The 22,386-nt window shown below is 55.6% G+C and carries 13 protein-coding genes and 1 pseudogene; 12 read left to right on the top strand and 2 right to left on the bottom strand.

What is annotated here, in order from left to right; all coding sequences use genetic code 11:
• Positions 1–204: 204 nt before the first annotated feature.
• The 7 genes and pseudogenes from CCB157_RS05150 (at position 205) to CCB157_RS05115 (ending at position 6,900) form a co-directional block, all read left to right on the top strand.
• Positions 205–849 (top strand): TVP38/TMEM64 family protein, encoded by a 645-nt coding sequence (locus tag CCB157_RS05150; protein WP_077614846.1) that lies wholly within the window; start codon positions 205–207, stop codon positions 847–849.
• Positions 850–1,368: 519 nt separating this feature from the next.
• Entirely contained in the window at positions 1,369–2,784 is a 1,416-nt protein-coding gene (locus tag CCB157_RS05145; RefSeq protein ID WP_077614845.1) for a Na+/H+ antiporter NhaC family protein, read from the top strand.
• 236 nt (positions 2,785–3,020) lie between these two features.
• Positions 3,021–3,470 carry a Dps family protein gene (locus tag CCB157_RS05140; RefSeq protein ID WP_077614844.1) on the top strand — a complete coding sequence of 150 codons (450 nt, stop codon included), beginning with the start codon at positions 3,021–3,023 and terminating at the stop codon, positions 3,468–3,470.
• 100 nt (positions 3,471–3,570) lie between these two features.
• Positions 3,571–4,377, top strand: a complete 807-nt coding sequence (locus tag CCB157_RS05135) for a GNAT family N-acetyltransferase (RefSeq protein WP_077614843.1) — start codon at positions 3,571–3,573, stop codon at positions 4,375–4,377.
• Positions 4,378–4,416: 39 nt separating this feature from the next.
• Complete coding sequence (locus CCB157_RS05130; protein WP_143286931.1) at positions 4,417–4,926, top strand: DNA-3-methyladenine glycosylase I; 510 nt, start codon at positions 4,417–4,419, stop codon at positions 4,924–4,926.
• Positions 4,927–4,978: 52 nt separating this feature from the next.
• On the top strand, positions 4,979–5,803 hold the full coding sequence (locus CCB157_RS05125) for a sulfurtransferase (protein WP_077614842.1): 825 nt from the start codon (positions 4,979–4,981) through the stop codon (positions 5,801–5,803).
• Between the two features lie 592 nt (positions 5,804–6,395).
• A pseudogene (locus CCB157_RS05115) lies at positions 6,396–6,900 on the top strand (ISL3 family transposase).
• Between the two features lie 338 nt (positions 6,901–7,238).
• Here CCB157_RS05115 and CCB157_RS05105 read toward each other — a convergent pair.
• Positions 7,239–7,604, bottom strand: coding sequence for a hypothetical protein (locus tag CCB157_RS05105; RefSeq protein WP_077614839.1), 366 nt, complete (start codon positions 7,602–7,604; stop codon positions 7,239–7,241).
• A gap of 805 nt (positions 7,605–8,409) precedes the next feature.
• The gene (locus CCB157_RS05095) at positions 8,410–9,078 is read right to left on the bottom strand and encodes a MobA/MobL family protein (protein WP_158077211.1); all 669 of its coding nucleotides are present in this window, start codon (positions 9,076–9,078) and stop codon (positions 8,410–8,412) included.
• Between CCB157_RS05095 and addB the strand changes: the two genes are divergently transcribed.
• The 5 genes from addB (at position 9,038) to CCB157_RS05070 (ending at position 22,374) form a co-directional block, all read left to right on the top strand.
• Positions 9,038–12,568 carry a helicase-exonuclease AddAB subunit AddB gene (addB, locus tag CCB157_RS05090; protein ID WP_077614837.1) on the top strand — a complete coding sequence of 1,177 codons (3,531 nt, stop codon included), beginning with the start codon at positions 9,038–9,040 and terminating at the stop codon, positions 12,566–12,568. The two genes, CCB157_RS05095 and addB, sit on opposite strands and share 41 nt — an antisense overlap.
• Complete coding sequence (gene addA, locus CCB157_RS05085) at positions 12,522–16,238, top strand: helicase-exonuclease AddAB subunit AddA (protein ID WP_077614836.1); 3,717 nt, start codon at positions 12,522–12,524, stop codon at positions 16,236–16,238. The genes addB and addA overlap by 47 nt, the downstream gene beginning before the upstream one ends.
• Positions 16,239–16,258: 20 nt before the next feature.
• A complete protein-coding gene (locus CCB157_RS05080) occupies positions 16,259–17,449 on the top strand; it encodes an exonuclease SbcCD subunit D (RefSeq protein ID WP_077614835.1) in 1,191 nt (396 codons plus the stop codon).
• Positions 17,436–20,846, top strand: a complete 3,411-nt coding sequence (locus tag CCB157_RS05075) for an AAA family ATPase (RefSeq protein WP_158077210.1) — start codon at positions 17,436–17,438, stop codon at positions 20,844–20,846. The genes CCB157_RS05080 and CCB157_RS05075 overlap by 14 nt, the downstream gene beginning before the upstream one ends.
• A gap of 88 nt (positions 20,847–20,934) precedes the next feature.
• The gene (locus CCB157_RS05070; RefSeq protein ID WP_077614833.1) at positions 20,935–22,374 is read left to right on the top strand and encodes an NAD-dependent succinate-semialdehyde dehydrogenase; all 1,440 of its coding nucleotides are present in this window, start codon (positions 20,935–20,937) and stop codon (positions 22,372–22,374) included.
• The last annotated feature ends 12 nt before the right edge of the window (positions 22,375–22,386 follow it).

The following is a 22,386-nucleotide window of genomic DNA, read 5'->3' as shown; positions in this document are numbered from 1 at the left end:
CCCGAGCGTCTCGGAAAAAAGCCGCGCGTCCGAACGATCAGCGGCTTTCCTTCATCATATAATGATTTTAAGCAGCCCATGACCACGAAACGGTCCGCTTCTTCGGACGATTATGTCTTCTTTTTGTCCAAATTTTCGCTGGACATGGTATAATAGAGAAGCTATTGTATTCAATTGGACCGTTTAAAGGAGCCTTTGTTGCGCATGGATTTTATTCATCATTTTCAACAAGAAATCCACCATTACGTGACATTTAAAAACATAGAAAATCTGTTGAGCGGTTACCGGGAGCTGGGTCCTTTGCTCGGGATCCTTTTGCCCATGCTTGAGGCGTTTTTCCCTTTTCTTCCGCTGATCGTTTTCGTGTTGGCCAACGCCGCCGCATACGGGTTTTTTCTCGGGTTTCTCTTTTCCTGGGTGGGGACGTGTATCGGCTCCTTGATCGTTTACCTTTTTGTTCGTTGGATCGCCCGCCATCGCTTGCAAAACCTATTGCATCGGAACCGGAAAGTGCAATCGACGCTCGAATGGGTCGACCAGCACGGCTTTGCGGTCGTATTCTTCGTTCTCGCCATTCCGTTTACGCCGTCCTCACTTATCAACGTCGTGGCCGGATTATCGAATATCAACACCCGGTCTTTCTTGCTGGCGGTGTTGCTCGGCAAAATGGTCATGATCGGCATTGTGACCTTCATCGGAACCGACTGGCAGAATATCATCACCGATCCGACGCGCATCATTCCGTTGCTCGTCGCCATTGCCCTGTTTTGGCTGATCGGGAAATGGATCGAAAAGCGCATGCACAGAACTTCCCGCCCCGATGCCGACAAGAAGCGGGCAGGCGAATGATCGTCAGAAATGCACAAAACCGATGGGTTGCGGCATGACGCCGCAGTGAAAGCAAAGGGGGCGCGCCGTTTGGACGTCGGCCACGTAAAACGCCCCATACGCGGAACAAAGGCTGGAAGATAAACCTCGAATTCTTTTTGGAAGAGATCGGGCCTCTCCCGTGATGAGCAGGACGCGGACAAACCACAAATGAACAACGCGTTTTCGGCAAATGGGCCGAAGCGCATCCTTTTAAGCGCGGCGGGTTGAAACCCGCCGTTTTTTGATTCCCAACGTCAAGCCACACTTTCAATGAAATCGTTCAGTCCTGCCTCAAGAAATCCGATTACAACGGTTTTGGAGGTTAAGAGGCGCTCGCACTGACGGCGTGAACACGGCGGAGATGCGGTGCCCCTTTTCTTGCGGAACTTGAAGAGCCTCATAAGATCGTTACCTAGGCCGGCATATTTTTCCCCGTTTGTCGCAGACTATGACGTGACTATCCGTTGGCCTTCAACGCGTCGGCAGGGAGGAGATGTTGTGCACGGAAGCTGGCTTTCCGTTCTTCCGTTTCTCGTCGTCATACCGGTGGCGATCTATACAAAAAAGGTTTTGGCGGCTTTGATCCTCGGGTTGATCGTCGGTTCCTACCTTTACCGGCCGGAAGTCATCGGCGGGATCCAGGCGGCGGTCGGTTTTGTCGTTCAAGCGCTCGTTGATAAAAGCAACATCGAAATCATTTTATTTCTCTACATTTTTACCGGTCTCGTCGGCATCATGAAACACACGGGCGGGATTAAAGGGTTTGTGAAATGGTCCGCGGAACACGTCCAAACCAAGCGGGAGGCGCTCTTGCTCATCTGGGCGTCGACCCTCGGCACGTTCAGCTCGCCGACGTTCCGGATCGTTACCGTCGGTCCCATCATGCGGGCGCTCCTTCACAAAGTGAACATGTCGGCCAAAGAGCTCGGTTACGTCATCGAAACGACGGGGACGGCGCTCATCGCCCTCATTCCCGTCTCCACCGCATTCGTCGGTTACATGACGTCGATCATCGACGTCTCGTTGAAAAACGAACAGATTCAAGGCGATCCTTATGAGCTGTTTATCCGCAGCATCCCGTTTAACTTCTTTTCATTGGCGATCATTTTGCTCGGCTTTTACTTGAGCTTTTTCCATCGCGGCAAAGAGGCGGTGAAACGGACGAAAATTCCCGAAAATGCCAAGCAAGCCGAAGCCAAGGGTTGGGAAGATTGCCATCCCGTCGTTGCCAAGGAACTGCCGGCGAAGCCCGTCAATCTCATCGCGCCGCTCGTCTTGGACATCGTTCTGACGATCGGGCTCACGTATTGGAGCGGGGTGAAGCACGGTTATCATGGGTGGAAAGCGTTCATCGAAGCCGACGTCTTAAACGCGATGCTCGTCGCCCTTATCATCGCGACCCTCGCCGCATTCGTTTTTTATTTATGCCAAAGGTTTTCTTTGAATGATTTGCTTGCCGAATTCATCAGCGGCGGCAACAATTTGATGAACGTCGTCATTTTGCTCAGCGTCGTCTGGGGGCTGTCGCTCGTCGCCGACAAACTTGGTTTTGCCGAATTTGTCACCCGCCACGTCGATTGGATTCCGACATCGGTCATCCCGCCTGCGCTCTTTCTGATCGGCGCGCTCATTTCCTATGTGATCGGTTCGTCATGGGGGACATGGGGCATTCTTATGCCGCTCGGCATCGCCCTCGCCCATAGTTCCGGCGCGAGCTTGCCCGTCGTCGTCGGGGCGGTGTTCGCCAGCGGCGCGTTCGGCACGTTTACGTCGCCGCTCAGCGACGATACGAATACGATGGCCGGCGTCCTCGATTTGGAGGCGGTTCCTTACGCGCGCTTTAAGATGAAATCCGGGTTGATCGCCGCCGCCGCGGCGACGGCCGGCTATGTGCTCGTTTCCGTCTTTTCATAAAGCGGCGCCGCCGGAAAGAAAGCCTGTGGAGCGCGGCCGCTTTGTCTCTTGATGCGACTTAAGAAACAGGACATCGAGTCGGAGAGGTCCGCGGATGCGCCGAAGTTGGGGTAAATCCGGAGAGCGGTGCGCCGCCACGACTTCGCAGCGCTGTTTCTTGTTGCAAAGCGTCGCCATTCCGAAACGGAATAGAAAGGCGCCGGGTGTTCACAATAGAAAACGTAAGGAGGATGAACATGCCTGAACAAAAGCTCATTCAGTTTTTAAACCGTGAATTGTCGAACTTCCATGTCATGTATGTCAAACTGCACCGTTATCACTGGTTTGTCCAAGGCCGCCATTTTTTTACGTTGCATAAGCTGTTCGAAACGTTGTACAACGAGATGGCCGATGACATCGATGAGCTGGCGGAAAGAATTCTCGCGATCGGCGGGAAACCGTTGGCGACGATGCAAAAATTTCTCGAGGAGACGACTTTAAAAGAAGCGGAAGCGGACGATAAAGAAACCGAAATCATGTCTTGCTTGCAGAAAGATTACCTGCAAATGGTGAGGGAGATTAAAACGCTCGGATTGCCGTTGTGCGAGGAAGCGAAAGATGAGGGGACCGCCGACCTGTTGACGGGGTTGTTGAAAAGGTTCGAGAAACACGGCTGGATGTTCAACGCTTATCTCGCCTACAATTGAGGGAATAGTGGGACGGAAAGGAAAATTTTTGTTGCTCTCCTCACGGCGCTTCGGTAAGATTATGGACATATATATGCCATGATGAGGGGAGAGGTCCACATTGATCCGAAAATTGACCGAGGCCGATCGCGAGTTGTGCTTGGATTTCGTCGGCGCCAAACCGGCTGAAAATTTGTTCATCATCGGGGATATTGAAGCGTTCGGCTTTGATCAAGACTTTCAAGAAATATGGGGCGATTTCGGAGAAGACGGCCGCCTGCGCGCCGTCTTGCTTCGCTATGAAAAAAATGCCATCCCGTACGCCGAAGGCGACTATGATGTGGAAGCCTTCGTCCGTTTGATCGACAAGTGGGGCGTGGACACGGTGTCGGGCCTCGAAGCCGTCACCGAACCGCTCCTTCGCCGTATAAATACCGCGCAAACACCGCGGCGCCTTTTCTATGCCCAATGCGCGAGCGACGGCGGCCTCGATCCGACGCTGGACGTCTCTTGCGTCCGGCGCGCCGGAACGGGCGAGGTCGCCAAACTCATTGATTTATACAATCACATTCCGGAATTTTCTGGATCGGCGCGGCGGCCGGAAAGCATGAAGCGCAGCATGGAAAAAGGCATCGCCCGATCGTATTACATAGCCGACGGGGAGCGGATCGTTTCTTCGGCATCGACGACGGCCGAAACAGCCTCCGCGGCCATGGTCGTCGCCGTGTGCACGCACCCGGCCTATAAGAGCAAAGGGTATGCCACGCGCTGTTTGACCAAGCTTACCCGCGATCTTTTACAAGAAGGCAAAATCCCGTGCCTGTTTTACGACAATCCCGAAGCCGGCAAGATTTATCGGCGGCTCGGCTATGAAAATATCGGCATCTGGACGATGACGGACGTGCGCGTCAGACAAGAAAAAGTATAATAATGTAGTAGGAGCGTGAGTGGGAAGGGGGCATTCGGGATGGTGACGCGCTGTCGGTGGTGCGGCGACGACCCGCTTTTGATCGCCTATCATGACGAGGAATGGGGGCAGCCGACCACCGATGATCGATTGTTGTTCGAATATTTAACGCTCGAAATCTTCCAATCCGGTTTGAGCTGGCGGACGGTTCTGCATAAACGCCCCGCGTTCAAGGCGGCGTTTGCCGATTTTGACATCGAAAAAGTGGCGGCGTTCGGGGCGCGTGAAGTGGCCGCGCTGCTTGATGATCCGGGCATCATCCGCAACCGCCGCAAAATCGAAGCGACGATCAAGAATGCCGGGATTTGCTTGGGAACCATCCGCGATCATGGTTCGTTTTATAATTATTTAAAAGCCCTGCCCGCTGAACCGGATGAGAAGAAACGCGTCCTGAGCCGGACGTTCGCGCATGTCGGTCCGACCGTCGCCGAAAGTTTTCTGCAGGCGGCCGGACTGATCGCCGTAAAGCATGACCCGAATTGTTTTCTTTACCAAGAGGCAGACAGGTGAAATAGGCCGTTAAGCACACTTCCTTACGCAGGCTTTGTAAAGGAGGATGTTTATGGACCCGATTGTCGGACAAGATTGGCTTGCCCAACGCCTGGGCAGTCCGAACATTGTCGTCGTCGACTGCCGGTTTAATATGGCCGACCCCGAAGAAGGGAAGCGGGAGTATGAGCGGTTCCACATTCCCGGCGCGGTCTATTTCGATCTGGAAGAAGATATGTCGGGCCCGGTCACCGAGCATGGGGGACGCCATCCTCTTCCCGATCCGAAAACGTTTGCGGAAAAGCTCGGGGAACGCGGGATCGATCACACGAAAACGGTCATCGCCTATGATGATCAAAACGGGGCGATGGCGGCGCGCTTTTGGTGGCTGTTGGGCTATCTCGGCCATCCCAACGTCGCCGTTCTCGATGAAGGCTTCTCCGCCTGGGTAAAGAAGGGATTGCCCGTCTCAAATGACAAACCGATCCCTGTCCGAACCCAATTTATTCCCAATATTCAGCACGATTGGGTCGTGCCCATGATCGGCGTCAAGACGCGGGCGCCCGAAGAAGTGCTCGTCGATGCGCGTTCGCCGGAGCGCTATCGCGGCGAAAAGGAAACGATTGACCGGAAAGCCGGGCATATCCCTGGGGCGGAAAACTGGTTTTGGGAAGACAATCTCCGCGATGGAAAATGGCGGAGCGCCGAAGAGTTAAAGGAACGTTTCCGGCCGCTGATGCACAAACCGGTCACGGTCTATTGCGGCTCAGGGGTGACGGCTTGCGCCAACATCTTGGCGATGAAGCGCGCCGGATTGAAAAATATCAAGCTGTATCCGGGCAGCTGGAGCGATTGGATCAGCTATCCGGACAATCCGATTGCCACCGGCTCCGAATGATTAAAGAGTCCCGGTTTAATGAATGGAAACCGCTCTCTGCGCGGGTTTACCGTCAGCTTGAGCCGCACTTTGTGTGCGGATCATCCGTGAAAACGCCTGGCGTTTCGTGATTTAGGGCGTATTACATGGGATCGTGGGAAGCCATCGGCTGCCTCATCTGCCTTGTGTGTTTGCATGTCGACTTACGGCAGATGGCGACCGGTGGCTTTTTTTATAAATTCCACAAGCCGCCGGTGTTGATTCCATCCCATGGCGACGGCAAACCGCTTTCGTGCTGCAAGCTGTTTTAAATGGAGGAATGGAAGGATGCGCAAATGAAGGTTCGATGGAATGAACGCCTTCGTTTGCCAAAGCCGTCATTATTTCAGCGGCGGTTCGTAAAGGACATCGTTATGAAACGATGGTTTCAGATCTCCTTACCGGTCACGTTCATCTGATGGGGGCAAATCGAGATACGTCCTCAACGATCCAATATTAGCGCCTTTGGCGGAATATCCTATCCAGTCCGTTGTGATGGACATGTGGCGGCCGTTCTATAAGGCGGTTCAAACAGGTCTTTCCAAATGCGCCAATTGTTATCGATAAGTATCATGTGGTTCAAAAAGTTAATCATGCCTTTGACCAAATTCGTACACTCAACATCAAGTAAAGGGGCTTAAGAAAGGGCGCTATGCCTTATTAAAAAGGCCCTTTCGATTGACAGAAAAACAGTTCCAAAAGCTGGATCACTATCATCATGAATCACAAGAACTGGCCCATGCTTATTATCTGAAGGAATGGTTTTATGATTTCTATGAACAGCCAAATATCGATGAGGCGAGGAACTTCTTGGTCAATGGATCGAAGCCGCAACATCCAGCCCTTTTAAACCTTATCATGAATTGGTCAAAACGCTTGAATCCTGGAAAATGCATATTTTAAAGTTCTTTGAGTTACCCTATACGAATGCGAGAACCGAAGGAACAAACCACAAAATTAAGAACAGAAAGCGCATGTCATATGGTTTTAGGAATTTGGAACATTTTCGCATTCGCGTCAAGCTTGAATGTTCAAGTCGTGGTATCCATCCGTCCCCTCTTCGCCGTCCCATAGTCTAGCTGATGTCGCTTAGGCGTCAAGCCAAAAGCGCTTGACCCCCTGCGCGCCATCCGCTTAACGGTGGGTACGCGAGAAGGAGATTCTCTAGCCTATGAAAAGGCTGGATGGGCGGGTTTCTACAGAAAATGACAAAGAGCCTTTTTTGATTTATGTAACCTTTATTTAACTACATACAAAGGTAACCTTTTTCAAGCCCCCCTTTTAAGCATAAATAGATAGGCACCCTGTGTAAATTGCATTGGGTTGCTTGTCGAAGTATGATGAAAAATTTCTTTCAGAATATAATAGGATTAAATTAACCCTGGTTGGGCAACAAATGTTTCTGGACTCATCTGAATCACACCTTAGAGCTGAATTTTTTTCCAATTGCCCGTGTTATACCCCAAAATAGAAAGCGGTATACAAGTGCAATAAGAAATAACAAATAAACAAATTCAAAAAGAGATAAGGGCTCATAATCAATTAAATATGAATTAATAAAAATTAACATTAAAGATAGTAGCTCCATTAAGGAGGCTTTAAATCCGTTTTCTTTGTACAAATATTTAGTCTCTTTTAGGTTAAAGACATCTTTTAATTCTTCACTAAAAAATCCCTTGATAAGGATTAAAACTATTAAATAAACTCCCATGGCAGGTATATAGCCTATATTCAAAACCTGTGTTATTACACAATAAATTATGGTGAATAAAAGTAAATACATTTTCGAATATCCTCCTTTTTCTTTTTATAATCTAATAGTATACTTTATTAGGAATGGGTTATTTTCGTACTTATGGACAATTTCATCGGCTTTTTCATAGCCTTTGACATCGTCCTCGGCACTATGAACACGATTGATATTACTTTTTGCTTGGTGAAGGGAATCGTTAATTTTGTCTAAGTTTCGATCCCGAGCCATTTTCATTTTTTCTATTTCATCAAGAGAAACAATACGATTGGGTTGTTGTTCAATTTGTGAATCAATCGAGCCGTTTTAAAGCCCATATAAGCCATTTCAGGGTGGTCTGGATATTTGCTGCCACTTGGCGTACAAAACGTCTCTCAAAAGGGCATTCTGGGCGTTTTGAAGCACATCTCGCTCTTGGTTTAATGCTCGGCGTTGCTGTTTATTCTTTTCGATCAAGCTAGGATATTCTTTCTGATGTTGTGCTTCTAAGACTCTAAAGGCCTTTTCATCTTGGAATCCAAGCTTTTCACGGTGATAATTCAACTGGTTATCATGGAACTGGATCTCGCCTTTAAATGGGCGATTTGTTTTTCTGCTTGCTCTTTAATGGCTTTATTTTGCTTAATTTTTATCGGATTGAGCCAATTGCTATTTTCGATTCTTTGCTGTTCTTGGCGAATCCGCTCCTCTAAGGAATGAATCCATCGAAAATGCTCGCCGGCTTTTTCAATGGTCTTGTCTTTTCAACGTAAATATTGTGAGTTATTATCAAGGCTTTTTTCCCATTTATCGAGCTGTTGAAGGCGTTCAGAGACATTCTTAAAAGACGGTTCTGCTTTCAAATACTTAGATGCTTCCTGAAGCTGAACCCGTTCGCTCGGCGTGCTGAACGTTCCTGCTGTTGTTTTTCTTCCAGGGCTTTTTTCTCTTCACGATATTTATGGAGATCCAAGACGACACGATTATATTCCTGGCGTTCACGATTGATATTTCCTCGGTCGGTTTGAATTCCCCGCATTTCCATTTCATGCGCCACATGACCAAGATGAACGGTCGGTAAAATTTCAAGGCCACGCGCTTCATGGGAAAGGTGTGTAATCCGTTCCTCGATTCCGGCATGTCCCAAGGCTCTATTGGCATAGTTCGCCCATTCCTCGCGCCACTCATTCAGTAATTCCCGATTGTTCCAATCTTGATTTTTAACGGTGAAGCCTTCTTCGGAGATCTCACGAGTCGCTTCAGTTATCCTTTTTTTGGGCGGGCACGCCGGATAGAATGAAAATGGAGAACCATGCAGCGAAAGGGACGCCCGGTTACTGCTGATGGTGCCTGTGCGCGGCCGCCGGCGGCGAAAGGAACGGTCCAGCGACCCGCGTGCACGGCTCGTGCGCTGATTTCTGTCGGTTGTTTGCTGGCTTTCCGCCGTGCGATAATAGAATGAGAGTTTTCGGAACGGAGTGATGGGCATGCCGCTCAGAATGGTTTTGGGCCGGTCCGGGTCGGGCAAAACGCGGCGCTGTTTTGAAGAAATCGCGGCGAAATTGAAAGCCGAACCCGACGGTCCGCCCCTCATCTTGCTCACCCCGGATCAAATGACGTTTGATGCCGAACTTGCTTTTACGAATCGGCCGGATCTCTCCGGCATGACGCGATTGGATGTGTACAGCTTTTCGCGGTTCGCCCTGCGCGTGCTCGAACGGACAGGCGGCGCGGCCCGCAAGCATTTGAACGCGGTCGGCATTTCCATGCTGCTCCGGAAAATCATCGAAGGGCATAAAGGCGAACTGCGGGTTTTTCAAAAAGCGGCCGACCAAAACGGGTTTTATGGCCTCTTGCAGGAAACGTTGAGCGAGTTCAAACGCTATTGTTTGTCGCCCGCTGATCTTGAAGCGGCGGCCGATCGCGCGGGGGCCGATCCGCTTTTAAAAGACAAGCTCCACGATCTGAAGATCATTTATGCGGAATTGGAAGAGGCGCTCGTCGGCAAATACGTCGAGAGCGACGATTACTTAACGCTCGCCGCCTCCAAAATTCCGGAATGGACGGAGCTGAAAGACGCCGAAGTCTGGGTGGACGGCTTTGAAAGCTTTACGCCGCAAGAGCTGGGCGTGCTCGCCGCCCTCATGAAACAAACGAAGCGCGTCACGGTGACGCTGACGCTCGATCGCCTGTATGAAGGCAAGGCGCCGTCCGATTTGACGCTTTTCCGGCGGACGGCGAAGACATGCGTCAAGTTGATGGCGTTGTGCCGCGAGGAAGGCGTGGAGACCGAAGAGCCCGTTTTCTGTGAAGGAAGCGAACGGTTCCGTTCGCCAGCGCTCGCCCATTTGGAGCGCCATTTTGAACGGCGCCCGATTCCCGCAGGCCCTTCGGACGGCGCGATACGGATCTTTGAGGCGGCCAACCGCCGCGAAGAAATCGAAGCGGTGGCGCGGGAGATTCTCCGCCTCGTCCGCGAGGAAGGCTACCGCTATCGCGACATTTCAGTGCTCGTCCGCGATCTCGCCGTTTATCGCGATCTGTTGGAATCGCTGTTTGCCGATTACGGCATTCCGGTCTTTATCGATCAAAAGCGTTCGATGCAGCATCATCCTCTGATCGAACTCATCCGCTCGTCGCTTGACGTCATCTTGCAGAACTGGCGGTATGAGCCGGTTTTTCGCGCGTTTAAAACCGATCTCATGTTTCCGGAAGGCGAGGACCTTCGGGCGTTGCGCGAACACGTCGACCAATTGGAAAATTACGTGCTCGCGTTCGGCATTCACGGGGACCGCTGGAAAACCAAAGAGCCTTGGATTTACCGGGCTTACCGCGGGCTGCAAGAGGAAGATGTCCCCCAATCGGAAGCGGAACGGGCTTATCAGAAGCGTCTGAACCATTGGCGTTGGCTGCTGGCGAGCCCGCTCATCGCCTTTGAAAAAAACATGCGCCGAGCGAAAACGGTCAGGGAGAAAGCGGCCGAATTGTATCGCTACCTTGAAGGGCTTGCCGTACCGGAAAAAATTGAAGCGCTCCGCGATCAGGCGGAAAGAGAAGGGCGTCTGGATGAAGCCCGCGAACACGCCCAGGCTTGGAAAGCGGTGCTCGATTGCCTTGACCAGTTGGTGGAAGCCGCGGGCGACGAGGAGATGTCATTGGAACGCTTCCGGAACGTGTTGGAGACTGGACTGGACGCGCTCCGCTTCGCCCTCGTGCCGCCCGCGCTCGATCACGTGTTGGTCGGTTCGCTCGACCGCACGCGTGCGGCCGCTGTCCGCATCGCGTTCATCATGGGCGTCAACGACGGGGTGTTGCCGGCGAAACCGCGCGAGGCCGGTTTGTTTTCGGATGAGGAACGCGAGGCACTAGAAGCTGCGGATGTCGAGCTGGCCCCGAGCGGCCGGGAGCAGCTTTTGGGCGAAGAATATTTGATCTATCGGGCGGTCACGGCGCCGAGCGAGAAGCTTTATTTGACTTATCCGCTCGCCTCCGAAGATGGGACAACCCTTCTCCCGTCGCCCGTCATCGCCCGTCTTGAACGGTTTTTTGCCGATTTGCCGACGGTTTACGTCTCCGGGGAACCCCACGAGGTTCCGGAGGACGAACAGGCGGATTACATCGTGCCGTCCGCCCGCACGATCGGCCACATCGCCCGTCAGCTGCGCCGGGGAGAGCGGGGCTATCCGGTGTCCGAGCTTTGGTGGACGGCCTACAACTGGTTTATTCGCTCGCCGGAGTGGCGCGACCGAACCGTGCGCGTTCTCGGCAGCCGCTTTTATGAGAATAAGGCGGAACGCCTGCCGCACGACGTGGCCGGTGAGCTGTACGGGCGGCGCATCCGCGCCAGCGTGTCGCGCATGGAAATGTTCAACGCCTGTCCTTTTGCCCACTTTTCCTCCTACGGCTTGCGCCTTAAGGAGCGGGAAATTTACCGCTTGGAAGCGCCGGACATCGGCCAGCTGTTCCACGCGGCGCTCAAGCTGATGACCGAGCGGTTGACCGCGAACAATCGGGACTGGTCCGACTTGTCGAAAGAGGCTTGTGAAACGTTGGCGACCGAAGTCGTCGAAAAGCTCGCCCCCGGCCTGCAGCGGCAAATCCTGCTCAGCTCAGCGCGCTTTCACTATTTAAAACGGAAATTGCGGGACACCGTCGTGCGCGCGGCATGGACGCTCGCCCGCCATGCCAAGGCCAGCGGTTTTTCGCCGGTCGGCCTTGAGCTGCCGTTCGGGCCAAACGAGCCTCTTCCGCCGTTGACCTTTCAGCTCCCGAACGGCGTGACGTTGGAGATCGTCGGCCGCATCGACCGCGTCGATAAAGGCGAATCGCACCGCGGCCTCGTGCTCCGGATCATCGACTACAAATCGGGCGCGAAAGACTTGAGCCTCGCCGAAATTTATTATGGTCTCGCGCTGCAAATGCTCGCCTATCTGGACGTCGTCATCACGCATGCGAAGCTCTGGCTCGGGGAGGAGGCCGAGCCCGCGGGCGTCCTCTATTTCCACGTGCACAACCCGATGTTGAACGAAGCGGAAAAGCCGACGGATGACGAGCTGGAAGAGAAGCTGTTAAAAGCCTTTAAAATGAAAGGCCTGCTTCTCGCCGATGAAGAGGTCATCCGCTTGATGGACACGGAACTCCAAACCGGCGATTCCGCCATCATTCCGGTCGGTTTCAAAAAGGACGGCACCTTGAAAAAATATTCTTCAGTGGCGAGCGGCGATCAATTTCGCCTGTTGCGCGGCCATGTGCGCGAGGTGATGAAAAAGGTCGGCGAGGCGATCACGGACGGCGTCATCGACATTGCGCCGTATAAAATGGAAGCGCGCACGCCTTGCCAATATTGCGCGTTTAAGCCGGTTTGCCAATTCGATCCGGCGCAGGCGGCCAACGCTTACAGGGTGCTGAAAAACGAAGACGATGACCGCATTTATGAAAAGATGGCCGGAAAAGAGGAAGGAGGCGATCGCGATGACGGAACGACTCGCCAAGCCGAAGAACAGCCAATGGACCGATGACCAATGGAAGGCGATTGTGGAAGACGGACGGGACATGCTCGTCGCCGCAGCGGCCGGCTCCGGCAAAACCGCCGTTCTCGTCGAACGCATTATACGGAAAGTGACCGATCCGCACCATCCGGTGGACGTCGACCGCCTCCTCATCGTGACGTTTACGAATGCGGCCGCGGCCGAAATGCGCGCCCGCATCCGGGAAGCGCTCGAGCGCGAATTGGAAAAAGATCCTGCCAACCTCAGGCTGCGCGAACAGATCACGCTGTTGAACAAAGCGCAGATCACGACGCTCCACGCGTTTTGCATGACGGTCGTCCGCCGCTATTACTACCGGCTCGACCTCGATCCCGCCTTCCGCGTCGCCGACGAAACGGAGGCCGCCCTCCTGCGCGAAGAAGTGCTGGAAGCGCTGATGGAAGACTATTACGCGTCGCCCGAACATGAGCGGTTTTATGAACTCGTCGACCGCTATTCGAACGACCGCAGCGACGCCGAACTCATGGCCCTCATCGAGCGGATTTACGATTTTTCGCGAAGCCATCCGTGGCCCGAGCATTGGCTGGCCCAAATGGAAGCGGCTTATCAAGCCGACGGCGTCGCCTCGCTTGATGATCTCGTTTGGACGTCCGAATTGAAAAGGGCGGTCGCCGCCGAGTGCCGGGGGATGCTCGCCGTGCTCGACAACGCCGCACAAATCGCCGCGCAGCCGGGGGGCCCTTACCCGTATCTGGAAACCTTTGAAAGCGATCGCGCCTTGGTCAACCGGCTCATCGCGGCGTGTGATGGGCCGTGGGAGGCGCTGTACGACGCGTTCTCAGCGCTGTCCTTCACAAAGTTGAAAACGTGCCGGGGCGACGATATCGATGAAGAGCTGAAAAACCGCGCCAAAGCGTTGCGCGAAGAAGTGAAAAAAAGGGTGAACCAGCTTCGCGAAGAACTGTTCGCCCGCCCGCCGCAGGGCTTGCTCGAAGATCTTCGCGAAGTCGCCCCGTACGTGAGCCTCTTGGCGCGGATCGTCAAGGACTTCGGGGAACGCTACCGCGCCGCCAAAAGGGAAAAAGCGCTCGTCGATTTTTCCGATCTTGAGCACGATTGTTTGGCGATCCTCCGCGAAGAAGGCTCGACGCCCGCCGAGGAACGGCCGTCGTCCGTCGCGATGCAATACCGCGCCCAGTTTGAAGAAATTCTCGTCGACGAGTATCAGGACACGAACTTCGTGCAGGAAGCCATCCTTCAGCTCATCTCCAGGGGCGACAACCTTTTCATGGTCGGTGACGTCAAACAGAGCATCTATCGCTTCCGCCTCGCCGAGCCCGGGCTCTTCCAAAAAAAATATAAAGCTTTCAGCTCGGACAGCCCGGAGCGACACGGGGGGCTGCGCATCGATTTGTCGCAAAACTTCCGCAGCCGCCCGGAAATTCTCGACGGCACCAACTACGTTTTCGAACAAATCATGGACGAAGAAGTCGGCGAAATCGACTACGACGAACGGGCGGCGCTCCGGTTCGGCGCCGTGGGGTATCCGGAAGCCGAGCGCCCCGTCGAATTCCACCTTCTCAATCGGACCGCCGCGGAAGAGCCGGAAGCGGAAATCGGCGTGGACGAATATCAGACGGCCGAACTCGAAGCGCATTTCATCGCCGGCCGAATCAAAGCGTTGATTGAGGATGGCTTTCAAGTCCACGACCGGACGACGGGCCGCATGCGCCCCGTTCAATACCGGGATATCGTCGTTTTGCTGCGCTCCGCCTCTTCATGGGCGCCGGCGATGCTCGACGTTTTCAAGCAGCGCGGCATCCCCGCTTATACGGAGCTGTCGACAGGCTATTTTGAAGCCGTGGAAGTGTCGATCATGATGTCGCTGCTGCGCACGATCGACAATCCCTACCAGGACATTCCGCTTGCGGCGGTGTTGCGCTCCCCGCTCGTCGGCCTGAGCGGGGCCGAACTCGCCCGCATCCGCATGGCGGAACGCACCGGCCCTTATTACGAGGCCGTGCGCAGCTATATCGAACGATTTGACGACGAATGCGCCGCCAAGCTTTCGGCCTTTTGCGAGCGCCTGGAAGCATGGCGGAACCGGGCGCGCCGCGGAGCGCTCAGCGATCTCATCTGGCAAATCTACCGGGAAACGGGTTACTACGACTATGTCGCGGGGCTCGTCGGCGGCGAGCAGCGCCAGGCGAATTTAAAGGCGCTGTACGATCGGGCCCGGCAATATGAGAAGACGTCCTTTCGCGGCCTGTTTCGCTTTCTCCGCTTCATCGAGCGCCTTCAGGATCGCGGCGGCGATCTCGGCGAAGCGCGGGCCTTAAGCGAACAGGAAGACGTCGTCCGCGTCATGACAATACACAAAAGCAAGGGGCTCGAATTTCCCGTCGTCTTCGTTCCCGGTTTGAACAAAAAGTTCAACTTGCAGGACACCTCCGGGAAAACGCTGCTGCACAAGACGCTCGGGTTGGGAACGAAGAACGTCGATCCCGTCCAGCGCATCGCGACGCCGACGCTGGCCTTGTCGGCCGTCAAGCGGAAGATTACGGACGAAACCCTTGCCGAAGAAATGCGCATTCTTTATGTCGCCCTGACGCGGGCGCGCGAGAAGCTCATTCTCGTCGGCACCGTGAAGGATGCGGAAAACGCCGTGCAAAAATGGCGGGACGCCGCCCAGTCTTCCGAGCGGGTGCTGCCCGCTTATCAAAGGCGCAAGGCCCGTTCGTACTTGGATTGGATCGGTCCCGCGCTCGTGCGCCATCCGGACGCCCGCGCGCTCCATGAGCTGGCCGGCGAACCGCCTCTTAACGGTGGGGCGGACCGGCATCCTTCCAAATGGGACGTCCGGATCCATCAGGCGGCCGAACACGTGGCGGTTGAAACGGCTGAGCCGATATCCGTCAAAGAAAGGGAAGAACGGCTCCGCCAATGGTTGCCCGTGGAAGCGGATGAACGCTATGAAAAAATCGCCGCCGCCCGGCTTTCCTGGGTTTATCCGCACGACGAGGCGACCCGGCGCATGGCCAAACAAACCGTAACGGAAATCAAACGGCAACAAGAACGGTTTAATGAGGGATACGATGATTCGCTGATCCGGTCGTTTGCCCGCCCGATCGCCGATCGTCCGCGTTTTCTCAGCGCCTCCGACATGACGGCCGCCGAGCGCGGGACGGTGATGCACCGGATGATGCAATATCTTCGCTTCACCGATGCGATGGACCTCCCATATTTGCAGGCGGAAAGCCGGCGCATGGTCGAAGAAGAACGTTTGAGCAAAGAGGAAGCCGAGGCGCTCGATTTAGAGGCGATCGCCGGCTTTTTCCGGTCCCCCGTCGGCCGGCGGCTTCTGTCCGCCAAGCGCGTCGTCCGGGAACTGTCGTTTTCCCTCGCCCTGCCGGCAAGGGAAGTGTACGGCGATTGGCCGGATGCCGATGAGAACGTCCTCGTTCAAGGGGTGATCGATTGCCTTTACGAAGACGAGCACGGATTGGCGCTGTTGGACTACAAAACGGATGCGGTGCGCGGGCGCTTTGCGTCGATGGAGGAAGCCGAAAAGGTCCTTCTGAACCGCTACCGCAAACAGTTGGAACTCTATCGCCTCGCCATCGAGCGCATATGGAAGCGGCGCGTCGGCGAGGCCGGGCTGTTCTTCTTTGACGGCGGTTATTATTTCAAATTGGATTGAGAGATTGAGAGGTGGCCTCGATGCGCATCTTGCATACGGCGGACTGGCATCTCGGGCGAACGCTGGAAGGCCGGTCCCGCCATGAAGAACAAGCGGCGGTTTTGGACGAAATGTGCCGTTTGGCGGATGAGGAGCGGGTGGACGCTGTCGTCATGGCGGGCGACGTGTATGATTCTTACAATCCGCCGGCGGCCTCCGTCGCCCTTTTCTATGAAACGATGAAGCGGATGTCCGCCGGAGGGAAGCGGCCGATTCTCGTCATTTCCGGAAATCACGACAGTCCGGAGCGGATTGAGGCCGTTTCGCCGCTCGCTGAATCCCACGGCATCACCCTCGTCGGACGTCCGGTCTCTAGCGCGGTCCGCCTCCCGCTGCCCGCCTGCGCCGGCGAGTTGATCGTGGCGGCCGTTCCGTACCCGTCGGAATCCCGCCTGAATGAATGCTTGAGCGACATGAACGAAGAAGAACAGATACAGAAGGCTTATGATGAACGGCTCGCCGGCTTGTTTCAACAGCTGGCCGGCGCGTTCCGGCCGGATGCCGTCAACCTCGTCATGAGCCACCTTTTTATCGCCGGCGGGAAGGAGTCCGATTCCGAACGCCCGATCCAGGTCGGCGGCGCGTATACGGTCACGCCTGCCTCCCTTTCCGTCGGCGCCCATTACATCGCGCTCGGCCATCTCCATCGCCCGCAGTCTTTAAAAGGATTTGACGCGCCGGCGCGCTACGCCGGCTCTCCGCTCGCTTACAGCTTTTCGGAAGCCAATCAGCCGAAGTCCGTGACGATTATCGATGTCGAACCGGGAAAGGCGGCCGCCGTCAGCGAAGTCTATTTGTCGGCGGGCAAACCGCTCGTGAAGTGGCGCGCGCAAAACGGCCTGGACGAAGTCTATCGCTGGTTGGACGAAGGCCGCGACCGCAACGCGTGGGTGGACCTCGAGATCATCCTGAGCGACGCGTTGGCGCTGCGCGACATTCAGGAGCTGCGCCGCCGCCATCCCGGCATCATCCACATCCGGCCGATCTTTTTGACCGAGGAGGAAAAAGCCGAGCGCGCTCGCATCGACAAAATGCCACTGGATGCGGTGTTTCGCCGCTTTTATAAAAAACAAACCGGCGGGGCGGAGCCCGATCAAAGTCTCGTCGAATTGTTTTTGGATCTCGTCAAAGAAGTCGATGAAGAGGGGGATGGTGCGGATGCGGCCGATTGAGCTGACGGTCAAAGGGCTGCACAGCTTCCGCGAGCGCCAAACCGTTGATTTTGATAAATTGTGCGCGGGCGGGGTTTTCGGCATTTTCGGCCCGACCGGCAGCGGCAAATCCTCTTTGCTCGATGCCATGACGCTCGCCTTGTACGGAAAAGTGGAACGGGCCTCCGGAGGCACCCAGGGCATTTTGAATCAAGCCGAAGACGAACTGGCGGTCACGTTTACCTTTGATCTCGGGATCGACCGCCCCGAGCGCTATCGCGTCGAGCGGGCGTACAAGCGCGCCAAAAATGACGGCCTCCACATCGCCAGCTGCCGCCTGCTCCGTTTGGACGGCGGTGAAACGCGCGTCCTCGCCGATAAAGAACGCGACGTCACGCAAAAGATTAAAGAGATACTCGGGCTCACCCATGAAGATTTCACGCGCGCTGTCGTGTTGCCGCAAGGAAAATTCGCCGAATTTTTAACGCTTAAAGGCGCGGATCGCCGCCGGATGCTGCAGCGTCTGTTCAATTTGGAAAAATACGGGGACCGGCTCCATGACGTTCTCCGCCGCCGGCTCGCCGCGGTGCAAAGCCGGCTGGAAGCGATCCGTGCGGCGCAGCTCGAATTGGGCGACGCCTCAAAGGAAGCCCTGGCCGCCGCGGAAAATGCTTATCGCGAAGCGGAACAGAAGACAAAAGACTTGACCGCCGCTTATGAGAAAAGGAAGGCGGAATTTGAAAAAGCGAAGGAAAACCGCGAGTGGCAAAAGGCGCTTGAGGATGTGATCCGCCAAGAAGAGGAATTGGCCCAGGAGGCGGCCGCGATGGCCGAATGGCGCCGGCGCGTGGAGCGCGCCCGCCTCGCGAGCCGGGTTTTTCCCTATGTGAAGGAAGTCGAAGACGCACAGGATAAATTGGCCCGCGCCGAGCGGGAAAAGGACGAGGCCGAAGCGGCGTTTCAATCGGTTCGCGCGGCCGAGGCGGAAAAAGCCGGAATCTATGAAAACATCCGTGAGCGCTGCGAAAAAGAGGCGCCGGCGTATGAAACCCGCCGCGACAACCTGCGGCAAGCCATCCGCCTTCAGGAAGAACGGCGGGATAAAACGATCCGTCTCAACGAGGTGAACGCCAAACTGGGCGAAAGGTCGGCCCTTCTTGCGGAAAAACAACAACTGAAGAGCGAGCTCGCGGACCGTCGCGCCCGCCTCCGCGAACGCCGGGACCGGCTCCGCGCCGAGTGGAAGAGCCTCACCGTCAAGGCTGACGTCCGCGACGCCGTCCAGCGCGCCGTCGCCGACAAAAAAGATATCATCAATAAGCAAACATCGTATCGCGAATGGCGCGAACAGTGGCTGGCCGCCCAAAGCGCGCGTTCGAATGCGGAACAGGCGCTGGCGGCCGTACGCGCCCGGGAAAAGGCGGCGGAAGAAAACCTGAGACGCCTCTTTGTCCGCTATGAAGAACGTTATCGGCACATTGCCGCTCTTACCCGTGCGTTGGAGACGCTCGTTGGCTGGCTGTCCCAAAAAGAGGAGCAGACGAGGACGGAGCTGGAATCGCTGACCTTGAGCCATCTGGCCGCCGAATTGGCCGGCCGCTTGCAAGAGGGCTCGCCATGCCCGGTGTGCGGTTCCATTCACCATCCCGCTCCCGCCCCGATGGTCGAACAACGGGCTGTCAATGAAATCAAAGCGCGCACCGAATTGTACAGAAATTGCGGCCAATGGGCGCAAAAGGCGATAACCGCGGCGGAATCGCATCGCTTGGCGATCGAACAACGCGTCGCGCGAATTCGGGACCTGTCCGAAGCGCTCGTTCCGCGGATCAGCGTGGGCAGGGAACCGGAAATCCCCGATATGGCGGCGTGGTCCGATGAAGATTTAAAGCGCTGGGTGGAAGAAGCCAATCGGGAATTGAAAGTTTTCAAACAAGATATCTTGGCGCTCGACGAACGCCTCAAACCGCTCCTGTCGGCTTACAAAGAGGACCAAAACAATCGCTCGACCATTGAAACGCAAAGAAATGAATACTTAAAAGAAGAGAAGCGCCTGCTGGAGAAGCTGGCCGCCTTGGAAAACGAGATCAAAGAGTTAAGAGCGGCATGGCAGAAGCACTTTCCCGGCTTCGCCTTCGACGAAATCGAAGGCGAATTGGAGCGCCTGCAAGCGCTTGACCGGAAAGCCCAGCAATATCACGAAGAAGCCGAGCGCGCGGAACAAGAAATCGAGGCAGCGGAAAAAGAACGGGAATCTCTGGATCAGGACATTGAGCGCCTCAATCGGGAGATCGTCGAGCTCGATGCGGCGAAAAGGGAAACCGAACAAACGGTGCGACAGCTGGAAGCGGCCTACCAGGAGATAATGGGCGGCTCCGAAGGCGACGCCGAGGAACAATTGCGGACGCTGGAAGCCGATTGGGAAGCGCTCAAGGCAAAAGAAACGGCTGCCCGAACCGATTGGGAACGGGCCCGGGAGGCCCGCTTTGCCGCCGAAAAGCGGGTTTCGAACGCCATCACGCTTTACGATTCGTTAAAAGAGCGGGCGGAGACGGCAACGGCCGCGCTGAATGCAGAACTCGACCGCTACGGATTTGAAGATGCGGCCGACGTGCGCACGGCCTACATGACCGATGAACAAATTCAGGAGGCGGAAGCCCGCCTCGCCCGCTACGATCAGGCGGTCGGCGATCTGAAGAGAGAAAGGGCGCGCCTCGAAGCGAAAATCGGCACGACGCCGGTCACGGAAGAAGCGTACCGCACCATCGCCGAAGCGTTTGCCGAACTGGAGGCGGAACGCGTTAAGGCGGTGGAAGAACGGGCGGCGGCCTACAACGCCTGGCAGGCGCTCAGGGAACGGCACGAGCGCTTCATGGAACTGGAAGATGAGCGGGCGGAGAAGGAAGCGTTGCTTTCCAAGCTGCAAAAGCTGGCTGCCGTTTTCAGGGGCAACGGTTTTGTCGAATTCATCGCCGAGGAGCAAATGATCGAGATCAGCCGCGACGCTTCCGAGCGGCTCGGCCGTTTGACGCACGGCCGCTATGCGCTGGAAGTCGACACCAACGGGGGGTTTGTGATCCGCGATGATGCGAACGGCGGCCTCCGCCGTCCCGTTTCGTCGCTGTCCGGCGGGGAAACGTTTTTGACTTCGCTCGCCTTGGCCTTGTCCTTATCGGCGCAAATTCAGCTGCGGGGTGAAGTGCCGCTTCAGTTCTTTTTTCTCGACGAAGGCTTCGGCACCCTCGATCAGGAGCTGTTGGACACGGTCGTCACCGCACTCGAAAAATTGCATCATGAACGCATGTCGATCGGCGTCATCAGCCACGTTCCGGAATTGCAGGAGCGCTTAGCAAGGAAATTGTATGTCCAGCCCGCCGAACCGTCGGGGCGCGGCAGCCGCGTCCGCCTCGTCGGGGTATAAGGCTTGTTTTTTCCGATTTTTTGAATGATTTAATTTGCTTCAGGAAGATGGCGGGACTACAATCAAATTAAAGGGAGGGAGGCTAACCATGAAACGATTGGATCTGTTGAACTACATCGGCGGTGAGTGGACCGGAAAAGATCTCGAAAAGATCGAGGTGACCAATCCCGCCACCGGCGAAATCGTCGGCTCGGTGCCGAAAGCGGGCGAGCAGGAGGTGAAGCGGACGGTCGAAGCGGCCCATCGAGCCTTCGCCGAATGGTCGAAGAAAACCGCTGCGGAGCGCGCCCAAGTCCTTCGCAACTACTATCAGCTCATCATGGACAACCGCGATGAACTCGCCGAAATTATGACGCGGGAGAACGGCAAGCCGCTCAGAGAGTCGAGAGGCGAAGTCGAATATGCGGCGTCTTTTATCGAATGGTATGCGGAAGAGGGCAAGCGCGTTTATGGCCGGACGGTTCCCGGCAAATCCGAGAACCATCGGATACACGTGATCAAACAGCCGGTCGGTGTCGTCGCGGCGATCACGCCGTGGAATTTTCCGGCGGCGATGATCACGCGCAAGCTCGGCCCGGCGCTCGCCGCAGGCTGCACGTTCATCGTCAAACCGCCGGAGCAAACGCCGCTGACGGCGCTTAAGCTTGCGGAACTCGCGGAACAAGCCGGCGTGCCGAAAGGCGTGTTGAACGTCGTCTGCACCGATCCGGAAACGTTCACAAACGTCGTCCTGAACGATGCGCGCGTGCGCAAATTGACGTTTACCGGCTCGACCGAAGTCGGGCGGCTTTTGATGAAAAAAGCCTCGGAAAACATCGTGAAAATCTCGCTCGAACTCGGCGGTCACGCCCCCGTTATCGTTTGCGACGACGCCGATCTCGAACAAGCGGTGAAAATGACGGTGGCGAGCAAGTTTCGCAACAGCGGCCAGACGTGCATCTGCGCCAACCGCGTCTACGTCCAGTCGAGCATATACGATGCCTTCGTTGAAAAGTTTGTCGATGAAGTGAAAACATTGAAGGTCGGCAACGGGATCGAGGAAGGCGTCGACATCGGTCCGCTGATCGACGAACAAGGCTATGAAAAAGTCGAGCGGCAAGTGAAGGATGCCTTGGAGAAAGGGGCAAAGTGCCTCATCGGCGGCAAAGGGCGCGCCGACCGCGAAAGGGGCACCTTCTTCTACGAGCCGACCGTGCTCATCGACATGAAAGAAAACATGGAGATGATGCGCGTCGAAACCTTCGGCCCGGTGGCTCCGGTGCAAAAATTTGAAACCGATGAAGAAGCGGTGCGCCTCGCCAATGATTCGCCTTATGGCTTGGCGGCCTATGTTTTCACCCAAAACGTCTCCCGCGGCATAAAAATTGCCGAAGGGCTGGAATACGGCATCGTCGGATGGAACGATGGCTTGCCATCGACCGTGCAGGCGCCGTTCGGCGGCATGAAGCAGAGCGGGCTTGGCCGCGAAGGCGGAAGCGAAGGCATTGAAGAATATTTGGAAGTCAAATATCTCTCCATCAATCTATGAAAAAGCGCGGGC

The organism is Caenibacillus caldisaponilyticus, assembly GCF_002003465.1.
Taxonomy (GTDB): domain Bacteria; phylum Bacillota; class Bacilli; order Bacillales; family Sporolactobacillaceae; genus Caenibacillus; species Caenibacillus caldisaponilyticus.
The sequence above is the reverse complement of the archived record's forward strand: the minus strand, read 5'-3'. Positions and strand labels throughout refer to the sequence as shown.